At 62.8% G+C, this 17,093-nt stretch carries 6 protein-coding genes; all 6 read left to right on the forward strand.

Going from position 1 to position 17,093, the window contains the following annotated elements; all coding sequences use genetic code 11:
- Positions 1 to 83: 83 nt before the first annotated feature.
- The 6 genes from IU448_RS28240 (at position 84) to mads8 (ending at position 16,892) form a co-directional block, all read left to right on the forward strand.
- Positions 84 to 2,201, forward strand: a complete 2,118-nt coding sequence (locus IU448_RS28240) for an AIPR family protein (RefSeq protein WP_195058772.1) — start codon at positions 84 to 86, stop codon at positions 2,199 to 2,201.
- Positions 2,202 to 2,351: 150 nt separating this feature from the next.
- Entirely contained in the window at positions 2,352 to 4,427 is a 2,076-nt protein-coding gene (mads2, locus tag IU448_RS28245) for a methylation-associated defense system DNA methyltransferase MAD2 (RefSeq protein WP_195058773.1), read from the forward strand.
- A complete protein-coding gene (gene mads5, locus IU448_RS28250) occupies positions 4,428 to 5,831 on the forward strand; it encodes a methylation-associated defense system restriction endonuclease subunit S MAD5 (RefSeq protein WP_195058774.1) in 1,404 nt (467 codons plus the stop codon).
- 2 nt (positions 5,832 to 5,833) lie between these two features.
- Positions 5,834 to 9,904, forward strand: a complete 4,071-nt coding sequence (mads6, locus tag IU448_RS28255; RefSeq protein ID WP_195058775.1) for a methylation-associated defense system protein kinase MAD6 — start codon at positions 5,834 to 5,836, stop codon at positions 9,902 to 9,904.
- Positions 9,904 to 11,493, forward strand: coding sequence for a methylation-associated defense system protein MAD7 (gene mads7 / locus IU448_RS28260; protein ID WP_195058776.1), 1,590 nt, complete (start codon positions 9,904 to 9,906; stop codon positions 11,491 to 11,493). The genes mads6 and mads7 overlap by 1 nt, the downstream gene beginning before the upstream one ends.
- Positions 11,490 to 16,892 carry a methylation-associated defense system ATP-binding protein MAD8 gene (mads8, locus tag IU448_RS28265; RefSeq protein ID WP_195058777.1) on the forward strand — a complete coding sequence of 1,801 codons (5,403 nt, stop codon included), beginning with the start codon at positions 11,490 to 11,492 and terminating at the stop codon, positions 16,890 to 16,892. The genes mads7 and mads8 overlap by 4 nt, the downstream gene beginning before the upstream one ends.
- Positions 16,893 to 17,093: the final 201 nt, after the last annotated feature.

Below are 17,093 nucleotides of genomic sequence, written 5' to 3' on the forward strand. Positions count from 1 at the left end.
CTGGGTGCAACTCTCGCCCAGCTGTCGGGTTTCTGCATTTTTGACTACAGTCACCTCGCAGACGCCGACTGGAGGGGAGATGGATGAGCGTCGTTCAGGCGAGGTACGTGCAGCGGGCCATCGAGGAACGCTTCGGCAGACTCATCGATCTATCCGACATCCCGCGTCGCAGTGAGCATGAGCAAGCGCTTCGCAGCCGCGGCCTGGCCGCGCTTGCAGTTCAGATCGAGCACCCATGCAGCGACCTTGTCGCAACTCAGGCGGTGTTCGACGGCCAGGATGACCGGGGTCTGGACGCAATCGCCGTGGAGAACCGACAGGCTCAACCCCGGATAACGCTGATTCAGGCGAAGTGGAGCGACAAAGCCAAGGCCGGGTTCGGCGAAGCCGAGGTCCATAAGATGATCCGAGGCTTGGACCTGCTGATCGAGCTCGAGTTCGATCGGTTCAACCGCCGCTTCCAGCGACATGTCCGAGCAGTTGAACAGGCATTCGAGGGCCGGGCGCCGAGGATTACGCTCGCCCTCGCGTTGATGCGAACCGAGCCTCTCAACGACGATATCCGCGAGCTCCTCGAATCGAGTATCGCGCAGTACAACAAGGTCGAGGAAATGGTGGACTACAAGGTCCTCGACCTACGCGACTTTCACCGGGCGATCCTCGGCGACGCGGCCGCGCCGAAGATCGCCGCGACGCTGCGGTTGGAGGGTTTCGGCCAGGAGACCAGCCCTTATCGCGCCATGTACGGGACGATGACCGTACCTGACATAGCCGACCTGTACGACGAACACCGGCGGGGGCTGTTCGCCCGCAACATCCGTGACGCGCTCGACGTGTCGGACGTCAATCCCAAGATCCGTGCCACCCTGCTCGAGCAGCCCGAGCACTTCTGGTACTTCAGCAACGGGATCACGATGCTGTGCGATTCGATCCGGCCGGCCGGACGCGCTCCGGTTCCAGGCGGCGTCGGAGAGTTCCTGGTCAGCGGCGCCAGCGTGGTCAATGGTGCGCAGACCGTCAGCGCGATATACGAGGCACACAAGGCCATGCCCGACGTCGCGCAACAGGGGCGCGTGATGGTGCGCCTGATCTCGTTGGAGGACTGTCCGCCGGAGTTCGGCGACCTGGTGACAACCAACACGAACACGCAGAACCCGATCGAGGATCGAGACTTCAAGTCCCTCGACCCCAGGCAGGTGCAGCTCCGCGACGACTTTGCATTGCAGCTGAGCCTCAGCTATGTGATCAAGAGGGGTGAGCCTGTTCCGAACCTGGAACACGGTTGTTCGATCACGGAGGCCGCTGAGGCGCTCGCGGCCGCCCACCCCAATGCCGAGTTCGCCGCATTGGCCAAGCGTGACCCCAATGCGCTGTGGGACGACGGTGTCTACAGCGAGATATTCGGCCTCACCCCAAATGCCCAGCGTGTCTGGCGCTGCGTGCTCCTGGCCCGCCGGGTACGTGCGCGACTCGACGCGCTGCGGGATGAGCTGATGTCACGGGCCTCGGCGATGGCCGGATACGGCGACCTCCTGGTCACGCACGTAGTCTTCCGGTTGCTCGATACGAAGAGCATCGAAGACCCCGGAACGGACTGGGACGCTCGGCTCGACCAGGTCCCGGGGCTGGTCAAGGACGCGCTGTCATGGTCGCTGTTCGCCATCGACGCCGAGTACGGGAAGTCGAGCCACATCATCGCTGCTGTGCGGAACACAGAGCGCATCGAGCGGGTAGCCCGCGCCGCGATCCGGGGCATGCGTGATGGCGACACCACGCCGGAGCTGCGTTCGGACTACCAAATGTCGGGCGAAGCGCGACCGGGACGGCAGGTCGACGCTGTGCGCACACTGGTCGACGCTGAACGAATCCCGGATGGCACCCGCCTCGAGTTCCGGCCGTTCACACGGCCGGAACGGCGCGACATGACCGACTGGTTGGCCGCCGAGCCGGCTCGGAGTCTCGCCGTGTGGCGAAACAGCACAAGGGATCAGCTGCAATGGCAGGCAGACGGCCAGTGGTATTCGCCGAGCGGTCTGGTCCGCCGGATGCGGAACCTGGCGTCCGGAGTAGATCAGAATGTGCAGGGCACGCTGAACTGGTACGTCCCCGAACAAGGCTCTCTGAGGGACCTAGCCGAGGAGGTCCGTGCGGAGCAGACCGTCGCAGACCTGTTCGAGCCGGAGCCGACGCCCGAACAGTGACACATCCCACTATGGAGACGGCTCTTACAGCGCCATGAGGTTCCCACAGTAGCTGTCGGACCAACCCGCTATGTTAGGTGGTCGGCGTATCCCCAGCTTATGGATGGGCCGACCTTGACACATCGACACGGCAGATCGGGGCATACACGGATGGCTCAGGGCACCTTGGACTTCGGCGAGCCGAACGAGGTAGAGGATCACGGCACCGCTGCGGAGTCGCTCGCCGACAACGAGGTCTTCGACTTCATCAGGAACGAGCCGGTGAAGATGCGAGCCAACGAGGAGGTGCGTCAGGAGATCGCGCGCGCTCTCTTCCATGAGTACGGGATCTCGGTCGACGACATGGAGCGTGACTACCCGATCCAGGTGCAAGCCCAAGGCGCCCGCAAGCTCCGCAAGAAGGCCGATATCGCCATTTTCAAGCCCGGAACCGAGCACACACCGGAGAACCTCCAGCGGGTCGTGGTGTGCAAGCCGAAGCCGAAGGCGAGCCGCACCGTCACCAAGATCCGTACCTTTCAGCAGGCTCAGCAGGACCTCGAGGAGTTGGAACTCCTACTCGGGACCGAGGCCACGCCGAACGCCGAGTACGGTATGTGGGCCGACGGCGTCGACTTCTTCTTCCTCCACAAGAAGACCAGCCGGTTCGGCGCGAAGTTCGAGCCGATTGCGAACTGGCCGGTTTCGCCCGATTCGGTCGGCACCCGGTCGGTCGCGTCCACGGCGAAGCTTCGCCGCGGCGAATATGCAATGCTGCGCACGGCATTCCGGCGGTGTCACAATTACATCCACGGCAACGAGGGCATGGCGAAGGACGTCGCCTTCTGGCAGTTCCTCTACCTGCTGTTCGCCAAAATCCATGATGAGCGCACCGTCAAGCGGACGGGACAGTCGCCGAGGTTCTACGCACTGCCGAGCGAACCCTTCGACCCGGACGGTCAGAAGCAGATCGCCGAACGAATCCAGGACCTGTTCACCGAGGTGAAGAAGACCTATCCGCACTTCGACGACCGTGATCAGATCGCCCTGTCGCCGGCGGCGCAGGCGTTCATCGTGGGTGAACTCGCTTCCTATGATCTGCAGGGCACCGACATGGACGTCAAGGGCGTCGCCTACCAGGAGCTGGTCGGCACCAACCTGCGCGGGGACCGCGGGCAGTACTTCACGCCCAGCGGCGCCGTGAAGCTCATGGTGGAGATCCTCGACCCCAGTGAACACGACGTCGTCCTCGACCCGGCGTGCGGTACCGGCGGTTTCCTTCGCGAAACACTGCGTCACCTGCTCGCACAGTGGAAAGAGCAGGACGGCACGGTCGGCCTCCCGGACACCGAGGAGCAGATTCAACGCCTCGCTGCGTTCGCCGACCGCAACCTGTTCGGCGCGGACTTCGACTCCAGCCTCGTCCGCGCCACCCTCATGAGCTTGATGACCCTGACCGGCGGAACGGGGAACGTCTACCACATGGACTCGCTCAAGTTCCCGCACGGCGACCGGTCCGGCAACGATATCGCCGACCAGCGGATCCCACTGGGCAGTGTTGACGTGCTGATGACCAACCCGCCGTTCGGCACCGACATCAAAGTCGAGGACCGCAAGACCATCGACCAATACCGTGAAGGCGTGGCCCGTCCCTGGACCAGAAACCGGGAAACCGGTGAACTCGAACCCGGCCGAGCCGAGATCACCGCCATGTCACCGGAGCAACTGTTCATCCAACGCGCCGTGGACTGGGTCCGCCCCGGCGGCCGGATCGGCATCGTCCTGCCGAACGGGATCCTGTCCAATCCCGGCCCCACGGACGAGGCGATCCGGCGATGGATCCTCGACAACTGCTGGGTGCTCGCCAGCATCGAACTGCCGGTGGAGACGTTCATCGTGGAAGCCAACGTCAATATCCTGACCTCCCTGTTATTCCTCAAGAAGAAAACCGACGCGGAACGCTATTCCGCCTCGATGGGCGGTGCTGCTGACGACTACCCGGTGTTCATGGCCGTTGCCGAGAAGGTCGGTGTCGACCGCCGCGGCAATCCGGTGTACAAGCGCACCCCCGACGGCGAGCTGATACTCACCACCCGCGAGGAGACCGAGACCATACCGATCAACGGCAAACACATCACCCGCCGCCTCGTCCGCAAGGGTCGCGTGCCGGACAACGATCTTCCGGTGATCGCCGAGAAGTATCACGAATTCCGCCGGAAGTACCCGGAACCAGGGAGCATCAAGTAGATGAAACTCGTCGATTTCGACAACCCGGTTCGCGCTAGCTGGCTCGCGGACCAAGGGTTCCGACTCGACCCCGGACCGTTCATCTCCGAGACGTACGCGGCACGGATGATGCTTCGTCACGTTTCTCGTACTGAGCAGCTGGGGGACCTGGCCGAGCGGATATTTCGCCCAGGTATCTTCAAACGCCATTGGACCGGAAGCGCGGAACACGGTGTTCGGTTCCTTTCAAGCGCGGACATCTTCGAGGCGGACCTGTCGACGCTGCCCATGATCACCGAGAAGTCGTTCGATTCGGACCCCAAGCTTCCCCTCGAGCCGGGATGGACACTCATTACGTGCTCTGGAATGACCGCGGGCCGCGTCACCTATGCCCGAAATGAGATGGAGGGATACGCGTGCACGCAGGACGTGCTGCGCGTCGTCCCTGGAGCGGATATTCCGGGTGGATACCTCTACACGTTCCTTGCCAGCCGGTACGGCACGGCGATGATCAAGGGCGGAATCTACGGAAGTAGCATCAAGCACATAGAACCTCCACACCTCGTCGACATCCCCATTCCCCGCCTCGGCAACGGGATCGAGTCCCAAATCGACTCCCTGATCCAACACGCAATGAAACTGCGCTCCCGGTATCAGAAGGGCGTGATATCAGCAACGGAAGACCTTTTCACCAGTGCAGGACTCTCCGATCTCTTGGAATACAACTGGCATGACGACCGCGAAATAGGTTTCCATGTCGATGGCGTTCGCAGCGAATCACTGCGGGCCCTCAACTTTTCCCCGAGAGCGCGGCGCCTGATCGCACGGATTCGCGATGTACCACACCGTTCGCTCGGTAGCGTCTGTGAAAATGGTTTACTCGCCCGCGGTCCACAGTTCAAAAGGATCGACGCGGCGCCTGGATACGGAGTTAAGCTAGTCGGCCAACGACAGGGGTTCTGGATGCGTCCGGAGGGGCGCTGGGTTTCAATGTCTGAGTCTGAGCGGCGCGCTGTGCAGGTGGATGACGAGACAGTGCTCGTTGCCTCGACAGGAACACTTGGCGAAACCGAAGTCTATTGCAGGGCTATCTTTGCAACCGGATCGGCGCTGAAGAATGCTTTCACAGGACACTTTCTGCGAATCCGATCGGGCGACCCGGCCGTGTCGAATCCATACCTATTCGCTTTTTTCAGGTCTGACATTGCCTTCAGGTTACTTCGCTCAATGAGCACTGGGGGCAAGCAGCAGGACATCCATGCCTCGTTTCGGATTGAACTACCAATACCAATGTGCGACAACGAATCCCGGGATAGGATTACCGAGACCGTGCGACAGTCGTACCGACGCCGAGATGAGGCCGATGCGCTGGAGGACGAGGCTATGACCTTACTGGAGAAGGCGATTCGAGAGGCGGCCAGATAGACATGGCAGAGATCGTCGGCGGGGGGCCGCCGGTCAACGACGCGGAGCGTGCGGTCATCGCATACCTGCGGGACCATGGACCCGACGAGTGGTGGGTGCTGCACAATATCGAAATCCCCGTGCACGGTGGCCGGTACGAAGTCGACCTGATCGTGGTTACGGAGCATTCGGTGTGCCTGATAGATGTGAAAGGCACGCGCGGACGGATCGAGGTCAGCGGGCATCGATGGTTCCCTGACGGCCGTCAACCTTTCGGTTCTCCAGTGGCGAAGCTGAACGGGCACGCTCGGGCCTACAAGGGTTACCTCGAAAGGCAGCGGCGGGTTCTCAGCCGGGTATACGTCGATACGCTGGTGGTGCTGACCGCTCCGAACGCCGTCCTCGTCGACCCGAACAGCGCGCCCGGTGCGGACGCAAACAGCGTGACCTCGATGGACGGATTGATTCCGATGCTCGCGGATGTGTCGCGTGTTCGTGCCGGCATGTCGCGAGACCTCACGCAATACCGGTCGGACCTGCTCGAAGCCCTGACGGGATCGGTGCAGCGGCCGACCGGTCCGCGCCGGTTCGGGCACTGGACGGTAGTCGAGCGCCTGGGCGGTAGCGATGAAGTGACCGAGTACCGGGCGATCAACGCTGAGCTCGGTGGTTCGGAATCGGTGCTGCTGCGGGTGTATCGGGTGGATCCGTTCCAGCCGGAGGAACAGCGGAACGCCGAGCGGAATGCGCTTGCGAATGCTTACCGGGTGCTGGCGCGGATGCCGTCCAACGAGTGCATCGTCGGGAGTCGCGACTTTTTCCCGACCGAGGACGAGGATCAGTTCGTCCAGGTCCTCGACGACCCGCACGGACGGGCGCTGTACGCGCGCCTGACCGATACACGCAACCCGATGTCAGCGGATGTGAAGATTCGTGTCATCGCCGATATTCTGCGCGGGCTGGCGTGGGCGCACGGACACAAGGTAATACACCGTGCGCTGTCGCCGGCCAGTGTGCTGATGAAGCCCAATGGCCGGGCGATGCTCACCGGGTTCGACTACGCACGCCCAGAAGGGCCGCGGGCGATGACGGTGCAGGGCAAGCTCGGTGATGTTCTGGACCCGGCCTATGTGGCTCCGGAGTGCCAGGGCCGGGTTCAGCAGATGAGTCGTGCCTCCGACGTGTACGCCGCCGGGGTGATCGCCTTTCAGCTGCTCACGGGTGAGCTTCCGTTCACCACGACGGTCGAGCAGTTCGAACAGGGCAGTGTGCTGCCGACGAACGTCCTTACGCGGGCCGGGGTGCCGGAGGACGTGGCGTCACTGCTGCAACAGCTGTGCGCGCTGGCACCGTCGGCCCGCCCTCCGGCGGCGGAGGCTTTTCAGCAGTTCGGTCGGATCGCTGGAGGACGTCGGCCCAGCAGGGAGCAGGGCGCGGAAGAAAGGGCAGCATCCGAAAAGCCCGGCCTGCGCAATCTGACGGAGGGATACCAGCTCACGCCGCAGTACACGATCCGCCGCAAACTCGGAGCGGGCACATTCGGCGTCGTGTACCAGGTGTACGACAACCTCGCCGGCGCAGATCAAGTCGTGAAGATCGTCGACCGCGACCGGGAGTCGGAGGTCGAGCGACTGCGACAGGAGTACACGATCCTGCGCGGGTTGCCGCCGCACTCGAACGTAGTGAAGGTGGAAGGTGCGGGGTATCTCGATAGCGGCACGGTGCCCTATCTGGTGTTCGAATATCTCGATGGTCGTGATCTGAAAGATCTTCTGCAGGAAGGGGCGCTCAACCCCGCGGATGCCCTCGCCGTGGGCCGCGACCTCGCGGCAGGTTTGAGATTCTTGCACGGGTGCGGCGTCTACCACTGCGACGTGAAACCCAACAACGTGCTCCGCACCGATCAGGGCTGTAAGATCCTGGACTTCAATGTGGCAGTGACCGCCGAGTCCAGCCTGAGCAGGGCAGGCGGCAATCACCGGTACGTGCCACCCGATGTCACCGACAGTGGTCCGATGAACTCCGACCGGCTCATCGACCGTGACATCTACGGCGCGGGCCTGATCCTGTACGAAGCGCTCACCGGGGAATGGCCGTTCGTGAACCAGGGTAAGCCCGTGCTGTCGGAACTTCCCCGCGACCCCCGCGAGCTACCCGGACTGAGCGACCTGTCCGACGGTTTCGCCACCGCCGTTCTCAAGGCCATCGCGCCGTTGCGCAGTGACCGTTTCGCGAGCGCCGAGGAGTTCTGTAAAGCTCTCGACGCGTTTGGTGACACGATCCGGAAGCCACGCGAAACACCGCCACTGGAACCGGTTCCAGCACCCCAAGGCGGTATTCCTGTCGGCACCAATCCGTTCGTCGACCACCTGCAAACCCTGTACAGCCAGAGTACGAGCAGCAACGCCGGCACCCGCGGGCACGACCCGTACAAGCTGTATGTTGCGACGCTGCTCGACAACGAACTGCGCGACGACGTACTCGCCGGGAAGTTTCGCCTGGTCGTCATCACCGGCAATGCGGGCGACGGCAAGACCGCCTTCCTCGAGGCGCTCGTCGCGAAGGCGCTGCGCGAGGGGGCAACGGCGGGTCCGCCACGCGTCAACGGAGCGGATATCCGCCTGTTCAACGGGACGTGGCTGCGAACCAACTACGACGGAAGTCAGGACGAGGGCGCACGCGACAACGACGAGGTGTTGCTCGACTTCTTCGCGCCGTACCGCGACGGGGCAGCGCCCGACGGCGACATCCGACTGATCGCCATCAATGAGGGCCGCCTCGTCGACTTCTGCGCGACGCAGGCCGACTCGTTCGGCCTGTTCACACAGGCCGTGCGGGCAGGACTCAACGGCGGATCCCCGGCGGAGGGCATCGCGGTGGTGAACCTGAACCGCCGCAGCCTGGTCGCGGATCGGGAGCTCGACGGGTCGATCTTCGAGCGGATTCTCGACCAGATGACCGCCGACGAGTACTGGGAGGCATGTGGTTCGTGTGAGCTGGCCCGACGTTGCTTTGCGCGGCACAATGCAGTCACCTTGGGTCATTCCAATGCGGGCCCGAAGGTGGTATCGCGGCTCAAGGAGCTGTACACGCTGAACCACCTGAGGGGAAAGCTGCACATGACGGTGCGGGACGTGCGGTCCGCCCTGGCCTACACCCTCACCTCCGGTCGAGGATGCGAGCAGATTCACGACCTCTACCGAGACGGTGACACGCGCGCCATCCTGGACGGCTTCTACTTCAACAGTTGGGCAGGGCTACCCGATTCACCAGACCGGTTGCTGACACTGCTGCGGGAGATCGATGTGGCTAAGGTGCCCGAACCCGCACTCGACCGGAAGCTCGACTATGTCGGGCCGGATGCGGGGCAGGCGCTCATGCGTATCGACGGCCGCGATGACTACGACCTGGATCTGCTCGAAGCGCTGTTTTCCCAGCTTCCCCGGACCCCGAAACCCACAGCGGCGCAAACCGAGCTACATTCGCGTTATTTGGCGGCCGCGCGGAGACGATTCTTCTTCGAATGCGTAGACGAGCAGCGTGCCCGACGGCTGCTGCCATACCGGTCCGCCACAACATTTCTGGAGCTGCTGGCTTCACCCGCGCAGACGCAGGCCTACGTGGCGGAGGTCATCGAGGCCGTCAACCGCGGTGAGGGCTTGCCCGAACCACGCCGGTTCGGTGGCGATCTCGCGCTGCAGATCCGCGAGGTGGTCGGCGGTACGATCCGGTCCTACCGACTGTTCCGCAAGGAGAATCTTTCACTGTCGACGACCGGTTCTGACTCCGCTCCATACCTCGAAACCCAGCGTGATGGCCTGCTGCTTCAGCATCACGCCGACAGCGGGCACCAGGCACGGCTGCGTATCGGGCTGGACCTTTTCGAGTTCCTACACCGGCTCCGCCACGGCCATCTACCTGGGCTCGCCGACGAGCAGGGGCTACTCCTCGGACTCACTATTTTCAAAAATGAACTTGCGGCCGCGCCGTACCAGGAGGTACTGCTCACCTCCGGCGGCGACGATCTGCACCGCGTACAGCGGGATCCGGACGGGCGGCTGGTGATGCAGACTATGGGCATGGGGGTGAGCTGATGGCTCTGGCCAAGCTCGACCGGGAATTCCGCTTCCCTGGCGTAACGACGATCGACTACAAGTCCCTCGACATGGACCGGGTACTCACTGCGTTCCTGGCACGGCTGTGGCACTACGGCAGATCCAGCGTCATCCTCAGAACCAGCGAACTGTCCATCGACGCGTACGCGGACACCATTACCGAGCATCCGGAGCTATTTTCCGAGTTCGACTCCGATACCTCGCGGCGGTGGCTCGAAACGCATCTACTGGACCTGGTCAGCCGTGGCAAGGCCAAGCAGGCAGTCGCCGGGTTGCGGCCCCTGCACGGGTTCACGTATCGGCTCCGAAACGCCCGTCATTCCCGGTCGTACGGCGCAGATGAGCAGTTGTATTCCATGCTGCGAGCCGGCCAGGGACCCGGTACCGGTGTGCTGCAATATCTGCGGGAATTCTTCTTCACCGGACTGGATGCGGTAACCGGCCAAACCAAGGCGGACGGCCAGGTCGATGTCGACACCCAGGCCCTGATCAACCTCACGACGGCCGTCAAGGACAGCATCACCGATCGGGCGTCATCAGATGCGCCGGTGTTTCATCCTCCCCTCTACGCTGAGGCGTCGACCCTGCTGGTCGAGGATTCACTTCGGCTGCTCTACCACAAGGACTTGATCCCGAGGTCGGTCCTCGTCGAGTACTTGAAGATCCTCTTCGCCTTCCACCTCGCGCTGTATCATCTCCGGTGCGCAAAGTTCCTCCCCGCCCTCGTCGCGGGCGAGCCGGCGCCCCGGTCGGCAAGCTTCTTCCTCGACGTCGCCGCAGTATCCGGCACACCGGCGGCGGCGTTGGCCGAACGCAGCGCCGCCGGTTGGTACGGGCGATTCCCGGAATTCATCCGCGCCACCTTCGTCGTCCGCAAACTCGACGACTTCGCGCACTCACTGGTCAAGCGCAAGAAGATCAGCCGACCTGCCGACGGGGTCTTTCGTGTTTCCGAGCTGCTCGCGTTTCTCGGAAAAGACTTCGCCCACGAGCGGGAGCAGTTCGCCGGCGCCCGGATCAGCCGCGTCCTGGACAGCATTCCCCCTGGCGAGGATGATCCTACGGAGCAGATCCGGGAGTTCGGGCTCGACGACTTCACCACCTACATCGAGATGATCACGACCTACCGGGTGCGGTTCCATCTCAGCTATCTGCGGGAATGCGTTGATTCGTTGCTGCTGAAGAACCGGCCGGGCGCGATGATCACCCAGCCCAAGCAAGGGCAGCGGCGCTTCATTCTCGATAGCCGGCTGCTCGAGGTGCTGTTGCAGATCGCACTGCTCGGATCGGATGGCCACGGTGGCTTCCATACTGTGCCGCTGCGCGTCGACGAATTTCTCGACGTCCTGCGCGAACGTTACGGTCTGTACATCGATCGGCTCCCGGACGGCGACGGTTTCGGCGAAGCCACCATCGCCGATCAGACTGCGCTCCGATCGAACACCCGTGCCTTCGTCGATCGGCTGCGAGAGATCGGGTTCTATTCCGACCTCTCCGATGCTTACGTGACCCAGACAATCACTCCACGCTACGTCGTCGGAGCCACACTCAGACCAGGACAGCAATGAGCGAAGGACTGCGCGAACTGACCGACCGGGACCTCGATGAGGCCCTCGAGCAGCTGCTGGTCCCGAAACTGACCTCCGTACTGTTGTCCCGGGAGAATGGGCACTGCGCCCGGGTCACAGAACTGTCCGCTGCCCTCGCGACCGGCGTGTGCGCGCAACTGCAGGCCGCTGCGGGTACCCGAGCGCACGTATATGTCCTCGGCCGCCCGCCTGGCGTACCCGAATCCGTCGCCGTTACCAGCACCAAGCTGATCGAGCTGCGTAACCCCGACGAGGATGGTCGGCGCCCGCCGCTTCTCGTCCTCATCCCACCCGGCACTCGTGCCAGCGCCGAGGACTCCTTCGATATCGCGACCTTCGAGCAAATCGAACTCGGCGACGTGTACGGCGACCTCGCTGGTCGTCTCTTCAGCGAGCTTCCCGCGGAGCTGCACATCGGTGTGAAGGAACTCTTCTCGGTGCTGGATGAGAACGCGTGGCTCTGGGCGAATTCGTACGCTCGCGCGCGCTATCTGCTTACGGTGAAGCTGAACGAATACGATCTGTCGGCGGCCGGCGCGGCGCTCTTCGAACTGGGGCTGATCCCCGACTTCGATCTTTTCGACGATGCCGCCGAAGTACGGACTCGCCTGACCCGCAACGTTCAGCAGATGGGCATGCTCACCACCGCAGACCGACCCACCCGCCAGCGAGTCATCAGGCTCGGCTTGACCGAGTCGTCCTTCCGGGCGCGCTTGGCCGACTTCCTGGTAAATCACGGCACAGAAGATCCGAGGGCCTGGACTCGCCGGATCGTGGTCGATCGCGCCAACTGGCCACTCGCCTTCCCACGGTGGCCTCTCCGCGAGGACAGTCCTGCCAACGACCGGATGACGATCCGGGTAAAGGAACTCGACCTCCCGACCGCAGGCAGCGCCCCGGAGCACGCGCAGCATCCGACACTATCGGCGATCACCGGACAGCCGTACCTACTGGGCGGATCGAAAGGAGTCAACCAGCTCGCCGCCGAGTTCGAGGTCGACCCCGATCCGCGTACCATCGCCGCGCTCGAGAAGTTCACTGTTCAACTGATTGCCGAACAAAGCGGATTCACCGGACTGTCGGTCTCGACGAAGGTGAACAAGACAGCCAAGGCGGCCAAACGCAGCTACAAGGCCGCGTTGAAAAGGCTTCGGGCAGCGGAGCTCGATGACGGGTGGTATTTCCTGCGTGTGCTCCCGATCGACGAGGACGGTGTCCCGTTGCCGGTAGTGCCGGACCGCAATGGCGCCCGCCCTCGCAACGAAAGCGAGCGGTTCTACATCGTATCAGATGAAGCGCTCGACGACCCCGCCCCGTCAACGCGGATCAGCAAGGACGTCGGGGTTTCTCAGGCCATCGCGGATCTGGCATTCAAGGCTGTCACCGACGGCAAGTCGCCGTCGGTCGTATCGCTGCGGGAAGTCGGGTGGCGGGACGGGAAAACCACGCTGCATGCCGCTTTCAGCAACGCTGCTCAGGTAGAGATCCCGCTGTCGCCCACGTTGGTCGAGCTCGAACGCAGCACCCTCGCCTCACCGGGCAATCCCGGACAGTGGAAGATTGCCATCCGGAACGGGGTACCGGCTACACCGACAGCAGTCGAACACATCTGGCCGGCCTCGGGTGACGAGGCCATGACGAACTTCCTGCGCACCCGCACCCAACTGTTTCGCGCCATCCGCGGCGATGAGGATCTCGTCGTGGAGGGGCGGGATCTCCGGCAGTTCCACGAGTTGGTGATCGAGTACGCCGAATCGTACGGCGAGCTGCTCAATCGTCAGCTGTATCAGAACGAACGGGCCGACGACAGTCAACTCCGAGAGCGGCTGCGAGAGCTGACCGGCCTGTTGCAAATTGACACCATAACCGTCGACCATATCGATACGCACGGGCTCCGAACACAAATCATCCTGACCTCGCCCACTCATCCTCTACGGCTGCTGTGGTTGGCTACCTGGGCAGAACTCGGACATGAGTGGAGGGAGGCCGCCGCCGACGTAGATGTCACCGTCAGGGCGGCAACCGCTGCCTCTCACCGGCTGATGAGCCCCCTCGGGTTTCCGCTCGTGGTCCCCCGAGCAGATGGCCGCATGGCGGTCGCGGCAAGCAACCTTACTCCCTACTGGGGAGTCTGCCTTCCGGCAGATGTCGCCGATCCTCAAAGACTCCTCAGTCTTACGGCAACGGCGCTCACGGTCGCTCGGCGCGGCGGAGACGGTGATGTCGTCGACGGTCGACGTCTCGCGGACCGGATCGAACGATATCTACGGCTGCATCCTTACGTAGGCACACTCGTCGTCAACGCAGTCAATCCCGGCGGCGCGGACGCGCTTGCGGACATGCTGCTCGTGCTCGAGTCCCGCAGGGGGCTCAAGGGCATCTGCTATGAGCTGAGACTCTTCAGCTCCGAGCCGGAGTCCACGACCGAAGGATCGGCCCTATCGAAGCTGCTGCGGGGTGAATGGCGAGACACTCTCGATGCCGAGACTTTCCGTGCCCCGCGTGCTGCGGGCACCGGGGCGAAGCTGACGGTCGCGATTCGCCCGCTCGATGAATTCCGGTCGGCGACAAGCGAGAACAACGCCCACATCACCTTTCTATTCGATGCATTCAGCAACGAGGACTTCGGAGCGATACCAGCCAGCAACCGCGGCACCGTCCCGGTGCACGGCCTGGTGCAGGATGTCACGGTCACCTACACCGACGACGGTGACACCGTGCTATGGCAGAAGCAGCCACGCCACGGCTCGGCCCACTCGCTGGCCCGGTCGGACGAACTCACCGATCTGTTGTCATCGCTGCCGGAGGTGGTCTCCAACGCGGCTTGCGCCGTCGCAACCCGCCAGGTGGGCACGCGAATGGTGCCGAATATCGGACTCACTCTGGACGCAGCCGACAACACACTGCTCCATCAGGCCCATCAGTCCAGCGACTGGGTCATCACAATCGACCGAACCCTCGGGATCGAATACTTCGACAGCCCTCACAGCAGTCGTCGCTCCGATTACGTCATCGATGTCGAGGAAAGTGGCCGAGAAGGTCTCGGCCACCACGTGGTGACCACCTCGAGGTCCATCGACGAACTCAGTGCACTACTGACACCGGTGATCGAACAGCACCACCTTCAGATCGACTCACGACACACGCGGACGTTCTTCGATCAACTTCGTTTGCTGTCGGGCCGCTTGGCTTTGAAAATCGCGTCGGCCGCAGCCAACCAACGAACCGAAGTGCTAGGACTCGCACTGGCGAGGTTGTTTCTCGATTACCAGGGCGTGCTCGCCAACCAGATCCTTGTCCCGCTCGACTCCCACCTCGAGCTCTACCGCGACGCTCGCCGCAGCGATCAGATCGGGGAATCCGTCAGTTTGCAGCGCACCGACCTAGCGCTGTTCAGCCTCGATGCGCGGGAACGGAAGATTGTCTGCCGCCTGGTCGAGGTGAAATGCTACAGCAGCGTCTCGCACTCGTTGTACGACGAGATGAAAAGCAGGATCGCCGACCAAATCGAGCGAAGCGCAAGCGTTCTCGCCGAGCACTTCGATCCGTATCTGACCCAACCGGACCGGCCCGACCGAGTGGTACGCAACGCCGAGTTCGCTGCGATGCTGCGCTCCTATCTGGATCGGGCTGTTCGCTACGACACCATGGGCACCAAGCCGGCAGCCGAAGCACGCTGGCTGCTCGACCGGCTCGACCGCGAACCGCCCTGTCGACTGGAGTTCACCAGGACCGGACTGATATTCGATCTGTCCACAACAGGAATTTCGAACGAGATCGAGGATGGCATCGAGTTCCACCGCGTCGGACGAGACCTGGTGCAGCAGCTCATCGATGCGATTCCAACCAAACCCGCCGAACCCGCGCACAGTGAAGCCACGCCGTCGCTGTCGTCGCTGCGCTCGATGGAACTGACCGTACCGCGCCTTGTCGCCGCCGAATTCAGGGCCCCAGCTCGCCGGCATGACGTGCCCGCCGACGACATTTTCGAGGAACGGATGGGCGACAAGGTCGAGAACGATCCGCAAACCCCGCCGCAAGACGACGTCGAGCCTACGGATGACAGCGCCGACCGGCCGGACCCAGAGGAGGTTACGACCGGGACGACGCAGTCCGTGGAAGCAGAACCGATATTGCCGGCACCCCGTGGGGAGACCCTGGCGTCAACCTCCATAAGAAACGCCGACATCTTCCTCGGATCGGTACAGTCATCCCCCCAATACGCGGTCATCGGCGAAACCGCCGGCACCGGCAAGACGGTCGCACTCGACCTGAACGAGACACATACCATCAGCCTCTTCGGCGTCCAAGGCGGTGGTAAGAGCTACACCCTCGGCACCATCATCGAGGCCGCGTCACTTGCGCACCCTCCGGTGAACCAGCTGCCGAATCCGCTCGCGACCATCGTCTTCCACTACAGCCCAACACTGGACTACGCGCCGGAATTCACCAGCATGGTGAACCCCAACAGCGCCGCCGACCAGACCGTTAAGCTGCGAGAACGATACGGCGTGGAACCGACCGGCCTGGATGACGTGGTCATGTTGGTCCCCGAGGACCAACTCGCTGATCGCCTTGCCGAATACCCTGGAATCCAAGTGCTTCCGCTGAAATTCGGCTCCAGCGAACTGCGAGCCGAGCACTGGCGGTTCTTGATGGGAGCGATCGGCAATCAGTCCACCTATATACGTCAGCTCCAACGGATCATGAAGTCCAACCGAAACGACCTTCGGCTGGACGCGATCCGGACGGGAATCGACAGCTCGTCGCTGACCGATAATCTGAAGCAACTGGCTCACCAACGCCTCGACCTCGCGGCCGAGTACATCGATGACCATGCGCGCGTGAAAACTCTGGTGAAACCGGGCCGGATGATCATTGTCGATCTGCGCGACGAGTTCATCGAGAAAGACGAAGCACTTGGGTTGTTCGTGGTGCTCATGCAGCTTTTTGCCGAAGCCCGGAACGACGGGGCGCGATTCAATAAGCTCGTGGTCTTCGACGAGGCGCACAAGTACATCGAAAGCCCCGACCTGATCGCCGGCCTCGTGGAAAGTGTGCGCGAGATGCGACACAAAGGGATGAGCGTGCTGGTCGCAAGTCAGGATCCGCCGTCGGTGCCGATTTCACTAATCGAGCTTTCCGACCATATTTTCCTGCACAAGTTCACGTCACCAGCTTGGCTGAAGCACATCCAGAAGGCCAACGCCGCCCTTGCCGATCTTTCGCCGTCGAAATTGGCGAACCTCACACAAGGCGAGGCGTGGGTGTGGGCCAGCAAGGCCACCGACCAGGAATTCACCAGGAAAGCGGTCAAGGTACGCCTCCGCCCGCGCGTCACGCAGCACGGTGGCGGGACGAAAACGGCTGTTGAATAGTTCCCGCCGCCATTCGGGTTTCTAGACAAACCGGGCCCAGGATCCGCAACCAACGCAGGTTCCGGCTTAGATGTGGAATAATATGTGGTGGGGCGGGCGTACTACTTGGCGTACCCACCACTCATCACGCCACCACACCGGCCCCCCGCCTCCTAACAAGCGCCTCTGCCTCTGCTCCTTAGGCATGGTCAATTCCAGGAT

It is taken from the genome of Nocardia flavorosea (assembly GCF_015477805.1).
GTDB classification, from domain to species: domain Bacteria; phylum Actinomycetota; class Actinomycetes; order Mycobacteriales; family Mycobacteriaceae; genus Nocardia; species Nocardia flavorosea_A.

Excerpts from the sequence above, each read along its gene's own strand:
- IU448_RS28240 (WP_195058772.1), top strand. The coding sequence starts at position 84 with ATGAGCGTCGTTCAGGCGAGGTACGTGCAGCGGGCCATCGAGGAACGC.
- mads2 (WP_195058773.1), top strand. The coding sequence starts at position 2,352 with ATGGCTCAGGGCACCTTGGACTTCGGCGAGCCGAACGAGGTAGAGGAT.
- mads5 (WP_195058774.1), top strand. The coding sequence starts at position 4,428 with ATGAAACTCGTCGATTTCGACAACCCGGTTCGCGCTAGCTGGCTCGCG.
- mads6 (WP_195058775.1), top strand. The coding sequence starts at position 5,834 with ATGGCAGAGATCGTCGGCGGGGGGCCGCCGGTCAACGACGCGGAGCGT.
- mads7 (WP_195058776.1), top strand. The coding sequence starts at position 9,904 with ATGGCTCTGGCCAAGCTCGACCGGGAATTCCGCTTCCCTGGCGTAACG.
- mads8 (WP_195058777.1), top strand. The coding sequence starts at position 11,490 with ATGAGCGAAGGACTGCGCGAACTGACCGACCGGGACCTCGATGAGGCC.